Annotated in this window: 17 protein-coding genes and 2 pseudogenes; 17 read left to right on the top strand and 2 right to left on the bottom strand. The window is 37.1% G+C overall.

Annotation, left to right across the window (positions count from 1 at the left end):
- The first annotated feature begins 2 nt into the window (after positions 1–2).
- The 6 genes and pseudogenes from AC1TO4_RS06305 (at position 3) to AC1TO4_RS06280 (ending at position 3,749) form a co-directional block, all read left to right on the top strand.
- The gene (locus AC1TO4_RS06305; protein ID WP_482104622.1) at positions 3–1,496 is read left to right on the top strand and encodes a glutamine synthetase family protein; all 1,494 of its coding nucleotides are present in this window, start codon (positions 3–5) and stop codon (positions 1,494–1,496) included.
- Positions 1,497–1,520: 24 nt separating this feature from the next.
- Positions 1,521–1,766, top strand: coding sequence for an indolepyruvate ferredoxin oxidoreductase subunit alpha (locus AC1TO4_RS06300; RefSeq protein WP_482104621.1), 246 nt, complete (start codon positions 1,521–1,523; stop codon positions 1,764–1,766).
- Positions 1,767–1,817: 51 nt separating this feature from the next.
- Complete coding sequence (locus AC1TO4_RS06295; RefSeq protein WP_482104660.1) at positions 1,818–2,552, top strand: FadR/GntR family transcriptional regulator; 735 nt, start codon at positions 1,818–1,820, stop codon at positions 2,550–2,552.
- A gap of 36 nt (positions 2,553–2,588) precedes the next feature.
- A complete protein-coding gene (locus tag AC1TO4_RS06290) occupies positions 2,589–3,371 on the top strand; it encodes a dioxygenase family protein (RefSeq protein ID WP_482104620.1) in 783 nt (260 codons plus the stop codon).
- A 54-nt stretch (positions 3,372–3,425) separates the two neighbouring features.
- Positions 3,426–3,581, top strand: a pseudogene (locus AC1TO4_RS06285) (NAD(P)-binding protein); the annotation flags it as partial.
- Positions 3,582–3,641: 60 nt separating this feature from the next.
- Entirely contained in the window at positions 3,642–3,749 is a 108-nt protein-coding gene (locus AC1TO4_RS06280; RefSeq protein ID WP_482104619.1) for an aminotransferase class V-fold PLP-dependent enzyme, read from the top strand.
- Positions 3,750–4,418: 669 nt separating this feature from the next.
- On the opposite strand, the pseudogene AC1TO4_RS06275 reads toward AC1TO4_RS06280, so the two are convergent.
- A pseudogene (locus AC1TO4_RS06275) lies at positions 4,419–4,933 on the bottom strand (reverse transcriptase domain-containing protein); the annotation flags it as partial.
- 794 nt (positions 4,934–5,727) lie between these two features.
- Here AC1TO4_RS06275 and AC1TO4_RS06270 point away from each other — a divergent pair.
- From AC1TO4_RS06270 to AC1TO4_RS06255, 4 genes are all read left to right on the top strand, one after another.
- Positions 5,728–6,699 (top strand): formylglycine-generating enzyme family protein, encoded by a 972-nt coding sequence (locus tag AC1TO4_RS06270; protein ID WP_482104659.1) that lies wholly within the window; start codon positions 5,728–5,730, stop codon positions 6,697–6,699.
- Positions 6,700–6,883: 184 nt separating this feature from the next.
- Positions 6,884–9,169, top strand: coding sequence for an arylsulfatase (locus AC1TO4_RS06265; RefSeq protein WP_482104618.1), 2,286 nt, complete (start codon positions 6,884–6,886; stop codon positions 9,167–9,169).
- A 138-nt stretch (positions 9,170–9,307) separates the two neighbouring features.
- Positions 9,308–10,033: an SDR family NAD(P)-dependent oxidoreductase gene (locus AC1TO4_RS06260; RefSeq protein ID WP_482104658.1), complete on the top strand. Its 726-nt coding sequence runs from the start codon at positions 9,308–9,310 to the stop codon at positions 10,031–10,033.
- Positions 10,034–10,398: 365 nt separating this feature from the next.
- Entirely contained in the window at positions 10,399–10,851 is a 453-nt protein-coding gene (locus AC1TO4_RS06255; RefSeq protein WP_482104617.1) for a GNAT family N-acetyltransferase, read from the top strand.
- Positions 10,852–11,003: 152 nt separating this feature from the next.
- On the opposite strand, the gene AC1TO4_RS06250 is transcribed toward AC1TO4_RS06255, so the two are convergent.
- Positions 11,004–11,495, bottom strand: coding sequence for a hypothetical protein (locus AC1TO4_RS06250; protein WP_482104616.1), 492 nt, complete (start codon positions 11,493–11,495; stop codon positions 11,004–11,006).
- Between the two features lie 335 nt (positions 11,496–11,830).
- On the opposite strand from AC1TO4_RS06250, the gene AC1TO4_RS06245 reads away from it, so the two are divergent.
- The 7 genes from AC1TO4_RS06245 to AC1TO4_RS06215 all read left to right on the top strand — a co-directional run bounded on the left by AC1TO4_RS06245 (position 11,831) and on the right by AC1TO4_RS06215 (position 17,945).
- Complete coding sequence (locus tag AC1TO4_RS06245; protein ID WP_482104615.1) at positions 11,831–12,490, top strand: TVP38/TMEM64 family protein; 660 nt, start codon at positions 11,831–11,833, stop codon at positions 12,488–12,490.
- Positions 12,491–12,744: 254 nt separating this feature from the next.
- Complete coding sequence (locus AC1TO4_RS06240) at positions 12,745–13,893, top strand: DUF418 domain-containing protein (RefSeq protein WP_482104614.1); 1,149 nt, start codon at positions 12,745–12,747, stop codon at positions 13,891–13,893.
- A gap of 223 nt (positions 13,894–14,116) precedes the next feature.
- The gene (locus AC1TO4_RS06235; RefSeq protein WP_482104613.1) at positions 14,117–15,220 is read left to right on the top strand and encodes a hypothetical protein; all 1,104 of its coding nucleotides are present in this window, start codon (positions 14,117–14,119) and stop codon (positions 15,218–15,220) included.
- A gap of 75 nt (positions 15,221–15,295) precedes the next feature.
- Complete coding sequence (locus tag AC1TO4_RS06230; RefSeq protein ID WP_482104612.1) at positions 15,296–15,619, top strand: YnfA family protein; 324 nt, start codon at positions 15,296–15,298, stop codon at positions 15,617–15,619.
- 186 nt (positions 15,620–15,805) lie between these two features.
- Positions 15,806–16,729 (top strand): DMT family transporter, encoded by a 924-nt coding sequence (locus tag AC1TO4_RS06225; RefSeq protein ID WP_482104611.1) that lies wholly within the window; start codon positions 15,806–15,808, stop codon positions 16,727–16,729.
- 116 nt (positions 16,730–16,845) lie between these two features.
- A complete protein-coding gene (locus tag AC1TO4_RS06220; RefSeq protein WP_482104610.1) occupies positions 16,846–17,295 on the top strand; it encodes a universal stress protein in 450 nt (149 codons plus the stop codon).
- A 179-nt stretch (positions 17,296–17,474) separates the two neighbouring features.
- Positions 17,475–17,945, top strand: a complete 471-nt coding sequence (locus AC1TO4_RS06215) for a GNAT family N-acetyltransferase (protein ID WP_482104609.1) — start codon at positions 17,475–17,477, stop codon at positions 17,943–17,945.
- The last annotated feature ends 268 nt before the right edge of the window (positions 17,946–18,213 follow it).

Raw genomic sequence — 18,213 nt, 5'->3', positions numbered from 1 at the left:
TAATGGTGAAAGTAGATTTCAGTTTTGTTGGTATGCATGGTTTAAGAAGTCGTGAAGAAGAGGAAATGATTGAACGAATTAAGGCAACCATTTTAGAACGAGATATACGGAAAATCCGTGTTGCTTGGGCGGATCAGCATGGGATCTCTAGAGCGAAATCATTGACTGTACCTGCTTTCCTCGGAGTACTTGAAAGTGGACTTGAGTTTAATACAGGGCCATTATTCTTTGACACAGGAAGTGCTATCGTATTTAATCCGTTTGAAGAAGGTGGAGGGTTAAATTTAGAGGAAATGACAGGATGTCCAAACTATCGTCTAGTTCCAGATCCCTCTACTTTTAGAGTTTTACCGTGGGCACCTCATACAGCTTGGATTTTATCGGATGCATTTTTAAAAGACGGTAGACCGCTACTTTTCGATAGTAGAGGAATCTTAAAACAAGCCTTAAAAGAGTTAAATAATGCGGGATACGACTTTATTGCAGGTATTGAAGTAGAGTGGAATTTATTAAAGATTATTGATGATAAATTGGAACCTGAAAACATGGGGGCACCAGGAATTGCACCGGAGGCTCCCCAAGTATTGTCATCAGCACGTGGTTACCAATATCATTTGGAATCGAATCTTGATGAAGTAGATGGTATTTTGCAGGCAATCGCAGATGCACTTTCTGAATTGCAATTACCACTTAGTACAATGGAAGATGAGTGGGGTCCGAGTCAACAGGAGTTTACTTTTGCACCTTTACCAGGATTAGATGCAGCAGATACAATGTTACTCTTTAAAAATACAGTGAAGCAAATATGTAAAAGGCACGGATATATTGGTTCGTTTATGTGTCGCCCGAAGTTTCAAAGTTTCGTTTCAAGTGGTTGGCATTTGCATCAATCCATTAAATCTTTGAAAACAGGAAAAAATATACTGAAAAATGAGCATAATGATGAAATTTCTGATATTGGCCGATATTTCATCGGAGGAATTTTAAAGCATGCCAAAGCGGCAACTGTGTTCACTACACCGACCATTAACGGATATAAGCGACTTAACCCTAACTCACTCGCTCCGGATCGAGCAGGTTGGGGAGATGATAATCGTGGGACAATGCTAAGAGTAATAAGCGCCCCTGGAGAGAAAAATATCCGTTTTGAAAATCGTGTTGGAGAACCTGCGGCAAATCCATATTTATATTTAGCTTCTCAAATTTATGCTGGGCTTGATGGCATTAAAAATAAGATTGAACCAGGTAATCCTAGTATTGAAGCGTACAATGATAATAGAGAAAAGTTACCATCTAGTTTGAAAGCGGCCGTAGAAGAACTTAAAAATAGTTCATTATATCGAGAGAAATTGGGAGATCACTATGTGGATTATATTTCAAAAATAAAAGAAAGCGAAATTGCCCGTTACGAAGCTTTTGTTGATGAGAATAATATTGAGAATCATGAGAAGGTCGTGACGGAGTGGGAACAAAGGGAGTATTTTAGCTTGTTTTAATCCATTATTGAGGAGTGGAGTTATTTGGCTTATGTTATTACATCTCCTTGCCTTGGAGAGAAATCGGCGGATTGTGTAGAAGTATGTCCAGTGGATTGTATAACAGAAGGAGAAGATATGTTTTTTATCAATCCTGATGTTTGTATAGATTGTGGCGCGTGTGCTGCAGTTTGTCCAGTGGATGCGATTTATATAGAAGATGAACTTCCGGAGAATCAGAAAAAATATCTTCAATTAAATCAGTTTTTTTTCAGTAAAGAAAAGATTTGATTTTTACAGGGTCTTTCAGTCAATCGTTTTTTTCAAAAGACAGGAGGTTTTATTATTAAATCTCATGGTACTGACTTTTTAGATAATTATATAACCTACAGTGTTACTGAGCAAATTGCTAATCATATTAAGCAAGAAATTGTTTATGGAGATTTAAAAGAAGGCCAAAAACTTCCAAGTGAAACTGTTATGGCATCGAAACTTCATGTAAGTAGGAACACAATTAGAGAGGCACTCAATTTACTATCAAGTGAAAATTTAATAGAAACAAAATCGGGAAGAAGTGGCGGTCATTACGTCACTTCCATCACTGAAAATGCGATCAAAAAGAGTTTTGGAGAATCTTTTAATGTGACTTTATCTTTAGGAGAAATGACAATAGCAGATGTAATTGAACAGCGTAGAATTATTGAAGTTAGGGCAGCATATTTAGCAGCATTGCGGAGGACGGACAGTGACTTATTAAGACTTAAGGAAAGTATTAATCTGGTAAGTAGTGAAGAAATGACGGATTTGGTGTTTTGTAAAAATAATTATTTATTTAATCAAAACATTGCCATGGCAACAAAGAATAAGTTAATACAAGTTGCATTCAAGACTCTTTCTCATACTATTTTTCCTGTATTTAAGCACATCACTGTTCCAACTCCATTGCGCCAAACATTGAATAATGAATTAGAAGAAATTTATATAGCTGTCTATGAGCAAAATCCCAGAAAAGCTGCTAAGAAAATGAGTAGACATCTTGTTCATTTTGAAGAGTTTTTCAAGGATGTAGAAAAATGATTACGTTAAACTAGAAAATCAAGGGAGGAAATTATTATGCAACAACAACTAACTAAAAAAAATGAGCGAGTAGAAGAGGTCTTTAATTTATTTATCAATCATATTCAAGGTTTTTTGAAAGAAGCAAAGTTAAATCATGAAGAGTATACGAATTTCGTCAACTGGGCGGATCGATTAGGACGTGCAGGTGAACTCCCACTTTTTGCTGATGTTTTTCTAGAAACGCACGTTTTAAGAGCCATGTATACTGATAAGCCTGGGACGCAACCATCCCTCCTAGGACCATATTTTGTTGAAGGATCTCCTCTAATTGAGAGTCAACAGGGATATCCTTTGGTATTGACACAACGTCCAGATGAAAAAGGCGAAGTGTTAATTTTTAAAGGAAATATTAGTAGTGTAGACGGTCAAAAACTCGCAAATACAAGAGTTGAAATGTGGCAAAATGATGCATCAGGTAAATATTCTGCATTTGATTCAGATGCGCCAAAGTATAATTTTCGCGGTCATTTCTTTACAGATGAAAATGGTGATTTTATTGTAAAGTCAATTGTACCTCTACCATATTCAATTCCAACAGAAGGTCCAACAGGTGAATTTTTGGAATATACAGATCAACACCCAATGCGACCAGCACATCTTCACTTCTTTTTTGAAAAAGAAGGACATGAAACATTAATTACGCAAGTTTTCTTTGAAGGTGATGAGTATTTAGAGTCAGACGTGGCAGACGGTGTACGTCTAGATTTAATGACCATTCTAGAAGACAAAGATACACATAAGGAAGCTTCATTAAATTTTGTCATGCGAACAAAATAAGTCTGTTGGATATTCGCAGTTTGGATTGAAGTGAAGTGAAGTGAAGTGAAGTGATTGTTTGAAAATGAAGAGGTATTTGATATAACTATTATTGGCGGTGGACCAGTAGGGTTATTTACAGCTTTTTATGCCGGTCTACGACAAGCTTCGGTGAAAATCATTGAAAGCTTACCACAACTTGGTGGACAGCTGGCGGCTCTGTATCCTGAAAATTTAGCTACCTATGTGTAAAGGTATTCAGAATATGAAATATGTTTTTAAACGATTATCGTGGTAGATGCGGTGCAGGGAGCCCCTCATGGTCCAATCGATGTTGATGACTGGAAAATTGATGCTCTAAATACTGCTCCATATAAATTGTTCGGAAATCGCGGTTAGGATATGCGTATCTTTCTAATCGCATTGCTCCTCTTCCATATTATAGATTACTTGCAACAGATGAGAATTTGGATGCCATTGTTCGAGTTTCTCCAATTCATTGTCATACGTCTAAAGATGTAGATAAATACCTAGAGGTAACACAGTTGATTGCAGAAAAAATACAATAAATTAGTACCCATTTGATAAATAGTACCTGTAATTAGGACACTTGAAAAGAGTGTTTTATCTACAGGTATTTTTTTATATATTTAAACGTACTTAATAGGGATTAGAGGACAACATGAGTAAAATAATATTTTTCAAAGGTAAACCTACGTATTGATATACAATCACTTGACCACGAATTATTCTTAAATTATCAAGTCCACGTGAAAATATATAAGTCTACAGGTTATGAAACTATTTCATAACCTGTTTTTTTGCAGTTATTTTCCATTTTAGAATGTAAACCAACACTATCAATGAGCTTTATAAATAATTATTAAGAGACGGTAATATCTGATAGGTTGTCTGAGTACAATAGCAGGCGGTTCAATTAAGATTGATGACGCAAAGTTTCGTAACGTGATAGTAGACTTTTGAGCCCTTGGGAACTCCAGTAGGAGTTTCCGAGGGTTCTATGTAATACAGGACTTTTAGAAATTCTCCAGTAACTTTTACGCGAGTTACCCCACCATTTATCATGATTCCTGATTTCAAATAGTTACGGATTAGCTTAAGCAGACGTTTGTCTTCGATTCGTTTCAAAAGTGTTCCCATTAACCTGTCATGGTTCACTTTGTCGAAGAATTTCTCCAAGTCTATATCGATTACCCACCGATTACCTTCCTGTATGTATCTTTTCGCTTTGGTCGAAAACCATAGCTATGTTCTGAAAACGTTGGATCATACAAAGTAGTTAATACTTGGGCAATGGCTTGTTGAATGAGACAATCCGTCACGGTAGGGATACCTAATAACCGCACGCCACCGTCAGGTTTCGGGATTTCGACCCTGCGGACAGGTTGCGGCTTATAATTACCCTCAAGGAGTTCCATTTTCATGGATTCCCAGTGTTCCAAGATGTGCTTTCGTAGGTTTTGTACGGGCATTTCATCTACACCATGGCTCCCTTTATTACGTTCCACCCGTTTCAGGGCAGAAAGCAGATTTTCACGCGACAGTATTCGTTCCATCAACATTGGTTACGCCTCTTTCCGTGAACAACGTTTCTTCTTATGCCAACTCTGCTCCACCATCTCGAAGTCCCCCGTGGAATTCACCACTTCCTCCTTCAAGCATGCCTTATCGGTTATCTGTGTTCTTCGCAGGTTACTGAATGCCAAGATGTTGTTCTCTCTTAATTGTTCAGCCCTTCCCATTCTTCTCGAGTTCGAATGGTACTATGGCTTCTGCTGACTTCTGATTGTTCAGCTACCCATCACTGAGTAGGTTACCAAGTGTACTCGGCGTTTCAATCAGACCTCCCCAGGTAAGAACGTAGTCTTTCCCTCCACCTATCTGCTTCATTTACTGCATATGACCTTCGGCAGAAAGGGCTTTGTTTTGTTGAGCAAACTCACCCAATCATACACAGCCTTATATGAAGTTCGTGTTCCTCAGACCGGAGGTTTGCCGCTCGCTTCCTTCAGATTCCACGTCGCCATGGACACCCTTGCGTTAAGCTAACTGTTACTTCTGCCTTCACAGTTCGGGACTTGCACCCTATAGACTACGCCCATGCTGGGCACACTACAAAAAGGAAAGAACGCTGAAATTAGCGTTCTTTCCTTTTTAAAGTTCTTAGTTGTTGTAATTTCTACCAATCACATTGACATGGTTATTTATTTTGATATAATCAAATTGTACGAATGGCAGACTAGTGTACGCTATTCGTACAGCTTAATGTGCTTTTATATGTAAGCACTTTCATTTTTTTGACAATGAAAATTAGTTCTAAAGTAGATTTTGTAATAGATAGGAGGCGTAGGTAATGGTGCAAAATGAAAATTCGCAATGCTGTGCTGCAAGTCGTTTGAATTTCAAGGATGATGATTTGAAACTAGAAAAAGACTTTAAATTGGACCCGAAGTTAACCGGAAAGAAATATTCAAGGGAGAATATGGTTTATATACCTGGAGGAAGTTTTCTCATGGGAACAAACGATAAAGAGGGCTTTCCTTTAGACGGAGAGGGGCCAATTCGAAAAGTATCTGTTAGTTCCTTTTATATGGATGAATGTGCTGTAACAAATGCTGACTTCAAATCTTTTGTAGCTGCAACAGGGTATATTACGGAGGCCGAGAAATTTGGATGGTCATTTGTCTTTTATCAGTTGTTGAGTTCTGAAACTGCTGCAAAAGTGGCGCAGAAAGTACAACAAACACCATGGTGGATGGTTGTAGAGGGGGCTTCTTGGAAAAATCCCGAGGGTCCTGATTCCACGATAGATGACCGCCTAGATCACCCAGTAATACATATTTCATGGAATGATTCGCAAGCGTACTGTAAATGGTCTGGTAAACGTTTACCTACCGAAACAGAGTGGGAATTTGCCGCTCGCGGAGGATTGGAGCAAAAAAAGTATCCATGGGGTGATGAGTTAACTCCTGGTGGAATTCACCAATGTAATATTTGGCAGGGGAGTTTCCCTAAAATAAACAATAAGGAGGATGGGTATGCTGGTACAGCACCAGCTAAGTCATTTCCAACAAACGGATATGGGTTATATAATATTTCTGGAAATGTGTGGGAGTGGTGTTCAGACTGGTTTAGTACAAACATTCATAATCGTGGAGGTCGTAAAAACCCTAAAGGGCCGAAAACAGGCGACATGCGAATTATGCGTGGTGGTTCCTATTTATGTCATCAATCTTATTGTAATCGCTATCGTGTGGCTGCACGAACTTCGAATACGCCAGATAGTTCAACTGGGAATATTGGATTTCGCTGCGTTGTTGATGTCTAAGAAGACCATTAGTGGGATTACAGAGAAGTTTTACTGATTTGGGATACAATGTTCCGTTCTCGTTGCAGTTTAGTAAAATTATCCTAAAAGCTGCTAGGTGATTATTAGAGGTTAGTCGTGAATGAAAAATGAATGAATCCGTGAAATTAATACAATTGTTGTGAGGATAAAAGGGGGAAGAAATATGGAGAATAAGAGGATTTTTTCTAATTATATTAATAAGTTAAGTGTGTTTGGGACAGCAGCTCTAATGGCTTCAGCATTTGTATTAGGTGCTTGTTCATCAGAGAAAAAGATTGAAACCCCAAAAAGGGAATCTGTAGTAACTGATTCAAACGTCATTTATATCGTGTTGGATGATACAGGTTTTTCAGATCTAGGAAGTTATGGATCTGAAATAAAAACCCCGGTTATGGATGGGCTCGCTGAAAATGGTTTAAGGTATAACAATGCCCATGTTACACCACTTTGTTCACCGACGAGAGCATCGCTACTGACAGGAAGAAATTCACACGAAGTTGGTGTTGGAACAGTTACCAATTTCGACATGGGACCGGAATTTCCGAATAAGCGGGGAGCGATTAAACCAGAAGCTGGAACAATTGCGGAAGTGTTAGGGGAGAATGATTATAATACTTTTGCTACCGGAAAATGGCATTTAGCTCCAACAGATCAAACAACTCCTGCGGGTCCTTATGATTATTGGCCACTTCAAAAAGGATTTGACCAATATTATGGCTTTATAGAGGATTCATCAGACCAATATAGACCAGATTTAACGATTGATAATACCCAGATACCTTCACCTAATGATGAGGAGTATCATTTTTCAGAAGCGATCGTTGAGAATTCGAATAGGTACATCACCAATCATACAAGTATTCATCCAGACAAAAACTTTTTCTTGTATCTGACGTTCGGTGCGCAACATTCTCCGCATCAAGTACCGGAAAAGTATATAGATATGTATGAAGGTGTATATGACAAGGGTTGGGATAAAATTAGGGAAGAACGTTTTAAAGAACAAAAAGAGTTGGGCATTATTCCGAAAGATACAAAATTATCGTCTAGCAATGAAGGGATAAAACCTTGGGATGAATTAACTGAAGTAGAGAAAAAGAACTACATCAGGTTTCAACAAACGTACGCTGGTTTCTTAACACATACGGATGAACAAATCGGAAAATTAGTAGATAATCTGCGTAACCTTAATCAATTGGAAGATACAATGATTGTATTAATATCGGACAACGGAGCCAGTGGAGGCGGAGGAGATAACGGTTCGTCTAGTAGAACTCTAGCCTTTAACGGCCAGGGGGAAACAATTGAAGAAGTAGACAAGCATTACGAAAATTTTGGTAATGATCAAACAGGAATGGACTATCCTAAGGGATGGGCGCAAGTGAGTAACACACCTTTTAGAGCATATAAAAACACTGCTTTTGAGGGAGGAACCCATTCACCATTAATTATCCATTATCCGAAGTTAATAAAAGACTCAGGTTCTATCAGATCACAATACGTTAACGTAAATGATATTACACCAACTGTATTTGACATATTAGGAATCACGCCTCCGAAAGAAATAGATGGAGTAAAACAAATGGCATATTCTGGAGAAAGTTTTAAAGAGACATTTGCAAATCCCAAAGCTAAAGGGAGAGAGACGCAGTATTTTGAAGTGTCAGGTCAAAGGGCTATCTATCATGATGGATGGAAAGCAGTAGCAAGTCATACAAAAGGGAAAACGTTTGAAGAGGATCAATGGTCTTTGTATAATGTTGTCGAGGATTTTTCTGAAACAGTGGATATTGCAAAAGAAAATCCCGATAAATTGGAAGAATTACAAGAATTGTGGTTGGATGAAGCGGAAAAGTATGGAGCACTACCACTCACTGATATCTTTATAGAAGGGTTTTTATCTATTCCAGATGATACGTTGAGAGCAAAAAATCATTTTACGTATTATAGAGGAATGAGCAGGTTAACTGACTCAGCAGCCGCACCGATTATTAACCGTTCCTATGAAATAAATATTCCAATTGAACGTAATAACAGCGAAGAAGATGGTGTTCTTTTAGCACATGGCGGCATCGAAGCCGGTTATACAATTTATATTAAAAATAATAAATTGTTGTATGAATATATATTAGGCGGTAGAGAATATAAAATTACTTCTAATATTGATGTACCAATCGGTGACTCCGTAGTGACTTACAAATTCGATAAGACAGGTCCACATAAGGGTAAAGGTACATTGTACATTGATGATAAAAAAGTCGGAGAAACCAATTTAGAAGAAACGCAGACCTATAAAATGACATTTGAAGGCCTAGACGTTGGAAAAGACTCAGCCTATCCAGTTAGTCAAGAATATGCGGATCAAGGTGAATTCGAATTTAAAGGGAAACTCCTAAATGTTGAATATAAACTTGGGAATGATGAAGAGTTTATCACACCTAAAAGTTAATCGGCGAGGTGGGATTCCATAATCCTAGGAAGTATATGCCCGTACACTAAAAAACAGGAAAAAGCATTTACAAAGCTTTTTCCTGTTTTTATGATATCGAAAAGCATTTGTTATTTGTGTTGAATCAAAAAACATTGAATTAGGCTGATAAATGGTTATTGGTTATTTATAGATAATGGAGCTAAAGTCGTTTTGGTAGATATTAACGAAGAGGCCTTAACAAGTACAAAATCTTCATTGAAAGGCGATAGCAATGATATATTAGTAATACAAGCCAATGTAACAGATGAAGAAGATGTGAAAAACTATGTAAAACAAACGGTTGAGGCGTATGGGAAAATTGACGTTTTCTTCAATAATGCAGGGATCAACGGACCCTTTACGCCAATTAAAGACTTAGAAAAAGATAAATTTGAGATGATTTTAAATATAAATGTAACTGGAGTATTTCTAGGGCTAAAGCATGTCATCCGTCAAATGGAAACGCAAGGTTATGGTAGCATCATCAACGCTGCATCTAACGCGGCTTACATAGGCTCGGCTGGTATGGCCGGATATATAGCCTCGAAGCACGCAGTGGCGGGGTTAACGAAAACGGCGGCACTAGAAGCGGCTGCAAGCGGAATCCGTGTGAATGCCGTTGCGCCAGCAGCAATAGATACCCAAATGTTGGCCGACATTCAGAACAACATTACACCTGGTGAACCAGAAACTTCAGGTGAAGCCATCAGACAAGGAATTCCTGTCGGGCGATTTGGCGCTCCGAAAGAAGTCGCACAAGTTGTCTTGTTCCTAGCATCTGAAAACGCATCATTTGTGACAGGGTCACTGTATAATGTGGATGGTGGTATGCAGGCAAATTGATGATTCAAAGTACTTATGCCACATACAAACGGGACAATAGGCAACTATTGCATAAAGGAAAAGGAGAAAGTCGACTAGATAACAAATTGTCGGCTTCTTTTTAATTTTTTTGTCTAAAAGGCTATAAATCTTATTTTTCAAGTCATTCATTTCTATTTCCAAAATTTTAGGTACCTATACGCGGACCTATTCAGCAAATATAAAATAACTTTATAATAATACAAAATAAATAAATACCTAAGTGGTTTTTCTGCATTCTTTTATAGTTGCTGGAATATGTGAACCGTCCTTCTCTGTGTCTGACAGGTACCCCTATTATGTTAATCTAAATTACTCTTAATTAAATAAGAAAACGGAGGATAACTTTGATTAAAAAAATTGATATTACTAATTCTGAACTTGCTATAGAAGTATTAAACATTCAAATACCTTCATACAAGGTAGAAGCTAAAATAATTGACTTTTATGAAATACCGCCATTAAAAGACACAGTGAACACGTTGCAGCAATGTGGAGAGACTTTCTATGGTTGTTATTTAAATGAAGAGTTATGCGGGGTTATTTCTATAAAAATAAAAAAAGGTGTAATTGATATACATCGGTTAATGGTGCACCCTAACCATTTTAGAAAAGGAATTGCGAAGATGTTATTGGATTTCATTGAAAGCAATATGGAAGGTTTTGAAACGATAATAGTGTCAACTGGATCCGAAAATGCACCAGCAGTAACCTTCTATTTGAAGAATGGATTTTCAAAGATAGAAGAAACAAGAGTAACAGAACGCCTAACTCTAGCTTCTTTTAAGAAGGAAATTTAAGTTTAGGTACCTGTGAAACTTCACTGGTAATTCACTGAAGTCGCATAAAAATAAAATAATTATCAAACAATATGACGTATACATTCAGGTATGTGAATTGTTTACCGTTGTGTCACACAGGTACCGCTATTTAGCGCTTGCTTTTAAAACATCTAGCACATGACAATAATTTTGTAGGGTGTGGTTTGGGCTGGTATACTTCTGGTGGACGCACCATAGACAACAATTAGATCTCGGTTTGCGACACTTCCGATAAAGGCTTGCCCATTTTCCAATAATATTAACGTATTTGGAGAAATATTTAATTTTAAACTGCCATCACTACTCACGAATTGGCTGTTAAAATAGTCTACTTTCACATCTTGAAATGGATTATCCTTTGCCATAACAAGTGCTCGATATTGTGGAGGATAGATAAGGGGCACTGGTGCGTTTGCGTCATAATATCCAGTTATTCGGTCACCTACTCCAACCATGACATGATCTACAAAATATGTTGTGGGTGACACTACGAAATTCACTTCATTTCCGTATCCATTATCTACAGAAAATAATTTATAACAACCAGCACTTTCAGCATTTTGCCCAATCGGAAAATCACTAATCATTGTTACGATCCCATTAAAAGATTGAAAGTTAATCATTCTTTTACCCCCATTGAAATTTACACTCGAATATATATAGACTATGCGTTCAAAGAAAAAAAGTGCAAGTGTAAAATAACTAACAAAATGAACATTCAACTAATAATTGATTATTCGTATACGACGATTGGTGAAAGCTTCTGATACAATTTAGATTTACATAGTAACTGAAATTTATTCCGATGTCTTTACGTTTACTGCTGGATCATTTCAAATTGGTCTAGAAGCTTATTGAGTTTCTCACTATGTTTCCAGAACATTAGGTGTCCACATGGTAGATCATCACTAAAATGAATATAAAATTATACCAATGTTTTCGAGGAAGGGTGAGTTTATTGAGCAAAGGGAAAAAAGCGACAATTATTATTCTCGTATTTGTGGTCTTGTTCTTCGTTAATATAAATACAGAATTATTTCGTAGCATTATCTCCGGAAATATACAGTCCATCACATCTATATTAGGTGATAATATAGCTATTACTTTGTTCATCACCTTGATGATTATGTTGGTTCATAATGCGTTTCCAGTAATTCCACTTTTTCTCGTCATTTTGATAAATAATACTCTTTTTGGTTTTCAATTAGGTATTGTGTGGAGCCTATTAACTAGTATTTTCTGTGCGATTATCGTATTTCTAAGTATTCGATATGTCCTCCAAGATTTGGTGTTGAAAAAAGTTAATTCGGCCATTATTAGTAAGGTAGAACGGAGAGGACTATGGTATGTATTTGGGGCAAGAATATTTCCTTTTGCTCCTACAAGTATCATTAATGCTGTCTCAGGCGTTAGTAATATTCGACTTTCACATTTTACTATCGCAACAGCATTAGGAAATATCATTATATTCTTTGTTTACACTCTTATTCAGGCGGGACTGTTGTCACAAGGTTTTAATGAATATGCAACTGGAATCATCATTCTTTCAGGATTTATTATATATTACTTTTTTAAAAAAGTAATAATAGTGAAAAAGAGAACTAAAAAAACATTTTGATTAAAACAAAATTGGATTCTGTTCGTGAAACATTTTATCAAGATATAGATCCCTGTGTGAGCTTTTAGGGCATCCCAATTTACCTGAAATAATTAGCGAATTGCTTTATGCAAGGGAACATGTACCAAGAGTTGTTAAAATAATAGATGCTAAATGTCTGTGAGAAGACCTAGCAATACTAGGAATATTAGTACATGAAGTTTAAGAATGGTCCTCATAACGAGGGCTAATGGTAATTGAAGGAGAAGAGCAGTATGGACGGAAACCAGATAAAAAAGAGAGCCATTTCACTCGATCTCGCCAGGGGCTATATGCTTCTACTCATTGTATTGGCACATGTACCCTTGTACCTATATGCCTCTGAGCCAGGAATTATGAGTCGTCCAGAAAGTGTTCATTTTATAGATGGTCTAATTAATTCTTTTGGCGAACTTTTCATAGATAATCGGGCACGACCATTGTTTGCGGTTTTACTTGGCTACGGTTTAGTAATGACTTACGAGAGCCAGATGAGAAAAGGAAGAACGATTAAAGAAGCCATGAAAACAATCAAACGACGATCTTTGTATTTAATCTTGTTTGGAATTGTATTAGCTGTATTGATTGGCGGTCAAGATATCTTAATGGCTTATGGTGTTGCTGGTCTTTTGGTTAGCTGGCTGTTAGCTCGTTCTGATAAAGCCCTGATTGCAGTCACTTCAACTCTTCTATGCATTTCTATACTATATATTCCTGTTATATGGGGGTTCGTTGTAAGGGGAAATGGTAGCTATGGATATGGTTCTGAGTTTTCTCCTGATAATCATTATCTACAATTAGTAATGGATGCACTTTTTTCCTTTCCGGTAATCCCTATATTCATTCATTTTCTTTTCCCTATACTGCCTTCTGTACTGGCTGGGATATGGATGGGAAGAAAACAACTGTTGACGGCGTCGGAGCGGCATATGAGCAGTTTGAAAATGATAGCTGTCGCTGGAATTTTAGTTTCTATTCTTGGGGCTTTGCCATTAGTATTGATCGATGAAGTATGGCAACCAACTCTCTTTGTAGCTGGAATTAGTAATGGAATTCAAATCATTACAGGGATTGCAGGAGGGGTAGGATATGCAGCGTTATTTGGTCTTATCGGGGTTCAAATTAAAACACCTGGCGCGATAACAAATTCATTAACTGCATTAGGAAAACGATCGCTCACATTTTTTGTTTTCAATGAAGCAGTGCTAGTCATCCTATTATCTCCCGCAGTATTGAACTTTGGAGGTATATTAAATAACACGGATGTTACACTAATTGCTATTATTATTTGGATATTAGCCCTAGTCATTGCCACCATTTTAGAAAGGTTCCATATGAATGGACCACTCGAAACTCTCATGCAACATCTAGTTTATAAAAAGTAGTGATATTAAAAAGTTTCTCCAATCACAATCTAATTTAGTGAGCCGCTTTAGTTAGAAAGCGGCTTTTTTTTATTCTATAGAAATTATGAGAGGTAATCGTAACTTTCCCGCACTAGTCCATCCTTTTGTTTTCACTTTACAATGCTATGGTGGGGATGATGGTACAATATAAATATAGTCAATTTTACAGAAACTTAATTTCCTAGATTAGGGGTAATCACATATGAAAAAGGTAATCCTGTGGATTATAGGTATTGTGATAGCGATACTTTTTCTAATACTGGGTCTAGTGTTAGCAATTGGCTTTTGGGTTACCAAGGAAGCCAAAGATTACTCTGGTTACTCGAATGATGATTTGATTAACTATGTGGAGGGAAATTATGATGTACCAATCGAAGTATTAAGCAATAAGGGGCGTATACCCTCAAGTTTTGGGGGGCTGGAGTTTTCCGAAGCCCACGTTCGTACAATAGAAAAAGAACCAATCGATTTTGTGATTCACATTAATGTAGCGGGTCATATTTCTAAAGATAATTATCAAAAACAAAAGAATAGATTTGACTTGAATGAAAATCGGGGAAATTCAACAACTTTGAATGAATTAAAAGCATATGGATTTCGAAATAGTTCATTTGGGGATTCTGAAGAAGATCCTGCATTTTATATGGATTTACCTGAGAATTTATCATTTCGGGATCCAGATGCATTTCAATTAATTTACAAGGCTTTACCCGTGTTAGAAGAGCTTCAAAAAGAGGTTATAAAAGTTTCTTATGATATGCGAACCATTTCAGTTGGGGGGGTACTCTTGAACTTAAATGAGACTTATAAAAATCCTGACAATGTAAGGAATAAACTTGTTAAAAGCAATATTGATACTTTTGCATCCTATATATTTGAAAAAGATTTTGCATTGATTGAACCACTTCTGACTCTAATCGAAGAACAAGGATTTCAGACGGACAGGGATATGAATTATGCTCTAAAATGTTATGAAATGACAAGGTATGATAGATGCGATGCTTATTCCTATATTTTATATCCATTTGAACAATCTAATAATGGGAATGAAAAAAAGTTTCGATATGATAGTTTAGAGGACAGAGAAAGATTATTGATAATTATCCAAGAGATTCAGAAGGTCCAATTACCAATAAAAAAAATAATCGTAGATCGCCTTTACGTTCCTGAGCTATCTAAAAACCAGCATATGACTGAAGACGAGCTAATGAGACAAGATGGAACGAGTTATTTTGTTAGCAGGAAAGTTGAAATTCAAACGACTAAAAAGTTTCAAACAGTAGATGACTTGAACTTTGTCTACTAAAAAATAAATCAAAGAGACTTAGATGAACGAGATATAAGTGTCAGGTTTTTTAGATTACGAAAAGGTGATGTTATTTTGATTACAGTAATACTGCTTTTTTTGTTTGCGGGTCTCGCTGAAATTGGTGGAGGCTATCTCATTTGGCAGTGGTTAAGGGAGGGGAAGCCGGCATATTTGGGACTTGTCGGTGGACTTGTCTTGGCTATGTACGGTGTGATTGCTACTTTCCAACACTTCCCGACATTTGGCAGGGTGTATGCGGCTTATGGCGGTGTATTCATTGTGCTATCTGTACTTTGGGGATGGGGTATCGATAAAAAGATGCCGGATACATATGATTGGATTGGGGCTGTGATTTGCATAATTGGTGTTTCTGTTATGTTATGGCCTCGCGGTTAGTGCCAACAGTTGTGCAGTTCATTTCCGACGGCGAAGATAAGGTTCAAGCTATTCGAAACCGATAATCATTGAATATGTTGAATATTCTTCTTTGGTGTATAGTGGAATAAGCTAGAATCTATTGCTAGGAGCATAATCCAAAATATAGAGTTGTTACTGTTCAACTATTGAAGGGAAGATATACAATTGGGTAAGCTCTTTACAAAATCGACAGGTGCACTTCTATTTTTAGTTTTCGTTTGGGGTGCTAGTTGGCCAATCTATAAATTAGCAATACCTTATACACCTCCATTATTGTTTGCGGGTATGCGTGCAGTGTTAGGAGGCTTTATATTAGCAGCCTTCATCTATAAAATGCGAAGCAAGATCAACTGGCGTGAAAATTGGTCGAAATATTGTATTTCGGCATTCTTCAATACGATTCTCTTTTATGGGTTTCAGACAGTCGGGCTCGTCTATATGCCGGGAGGCCTATTATCAGTCCTTGTCTTTTTTCAGCCAGTTCTACTTGGATTATTTGCCTGGATTTGGCTGGGAGAACATATGTCACCGGTTAAAATAATCGGTTTAGTCATTGGTTTTCTTGGGATTGTAGTCGTCAGTGTCAATGGTTTAACCGTACAACTTTCAATCATAGGTGTTGCTTTAGGATTGCTTACGGCAATTAGCTGGGCACTGGGTGTGGTTTATGTGAAGAAAGTGAGCAACGAAGTAGACGCTTTCTGGATGGTGGCTTTGCAGTGTATTATTGGAGGGTTTATTCTAATAGGTACCGGATCAATCGTTGAAAGCTGGTCTGCTATTGAATGGAATGGTACGTACCTTTTTGGCCTCGGATACGGTGCGACTTTCGGCATACCCCTGTCATATGTCATTTATTATAAGCTGATTAATGAGGGAGAGGCGAGCAAAGTTGGTACTTTCACATTTCTGGTACCCATTATTGCAGTCTTCATCGGAACGGTGTTTCTAGATGAACCGGTAACGTACCCACTAATCGCTGGCCTGTTGCTAGTAGGTTTAAGTATTTACTTCGTGAACTATCGCGGGAAAAAGGCGGGTGCTCCATTATTCAATGAATCGAAGGTAAAACTTAATATGGAAGAGTAAAAGCATGATTTTAGGTATCTCTTATAAATTTGTCGAAAGATAAGGATTCTTTTGTTATTTGTAAGGAAAAGAATTAGTATAGTAGTATACTTAAACAAGGAATGGAGTGAAAATCTATGACATTGATATACAAGCAAATAATTGTCGCAGTAGACGGTTCAAAAGAGTCGGAATTGGCTTTCAAAAAGGCGGTGGCAATTACCTACCGAAATGATGCCACATTGAATTTGGTCAACATCATAGATACACACTCGTTTGGTTCTGTTGAGGCTTATGACCGTTCTATCGCTGAAAGCGCACATAAAGCCGCTGAGGAATTGCTAAACAAATACAAAGCGGAAGCTGTACAAGCAGGCGTGCAAAACGTTAATGTGATTGTCGAATATGGCTCAGCAAAAAAACTGATTTCAAAAGACCTTCCGGAAAAATTGGTTGCAGATCTAATTATCTGTGGTGCGACGGGTTTAAATGCAGTCGAACGCTTCCTAATGGGTAGCGTCTCTGAAAACATTGTACGTTCCGCAAAATGTGATGTACTCGTCATCCGTACACCTGAAAACTTGTAACGGGAAAGATATAGGTAGTCCGGCGTAAATGCATTTTTTTAAAAAGGGCTGTCACAGAAAGTTAGTATAAACTGACTTTCTGCGACAGTCCTTTTATTTTATATTTCTTAAGGCATATTTCATTATTTGTGTAAAAATTAACTTAATTGTATATTTATGAAAAGGAAGAGAGGGTTACTATGAAAATTAGACTTGCAGAAGCATCTGATGCAGCAATAATTCACGACTTGATGATTAAAGCGTTTATGGAATATAAAGACGAAATACCTCCATCAAGTGCTTTAGAGGAAACGGTACAAACTATATCAACAGCGTTAGGAAATGGTGAACAGGCTTTCATTAGTTATATTGATGATGAGCCGGCAGGGATGGTACGTTTTCGATTAGTAGATAAGGGTGTTTATTTTTATAGGCTGTCTGTTATTCCAGAAAAACAGGGGCAAGGTATTGCGAAAGAAATATTAAAGTCTTTAGATGATTATGCAAAACACAATGAAAAACTTACGATGCTATGTAAAGTTCGAATGACCGTGCCTAAAAATATACAATTATATAGTTCGATTGGATACCGTATCTATGATGAGGAAGTTGTACATAAACCAAATGGTATAAATATTAAAGTTGTTTCTATGGAGAAGCAACTTATTTAAATTTTGATCTTCAGCATCAGCTAATATGTGTGTCAATTTAATGTTTTTATCTAATGTAGCTGTGAACAATTCGTGTTTTTTTCTAAATAGAATGTCTTTTTGTGCCGCTATTCTGTACAATAAGTTTTGAATCAACGCTATTATTGCCTTTATCGAGAGGAATCGAATAAATGAAGAGAATAATTTGGGCAATATTAATGATCGCATTTTCAACCACTGTACTTTCTCTGCACATACTGGTTTAACGAGTTCTTCACCGGCTGAAGGG

It is taken from the genome of Sporosarcina sp. Y838 (assembly GCF_056786515.1).
The sequence above is the reverse complement of the archived record's forward strand: the minus strand, read 5'-3'. Positions and strand labels throughout refer to the sequence as shown.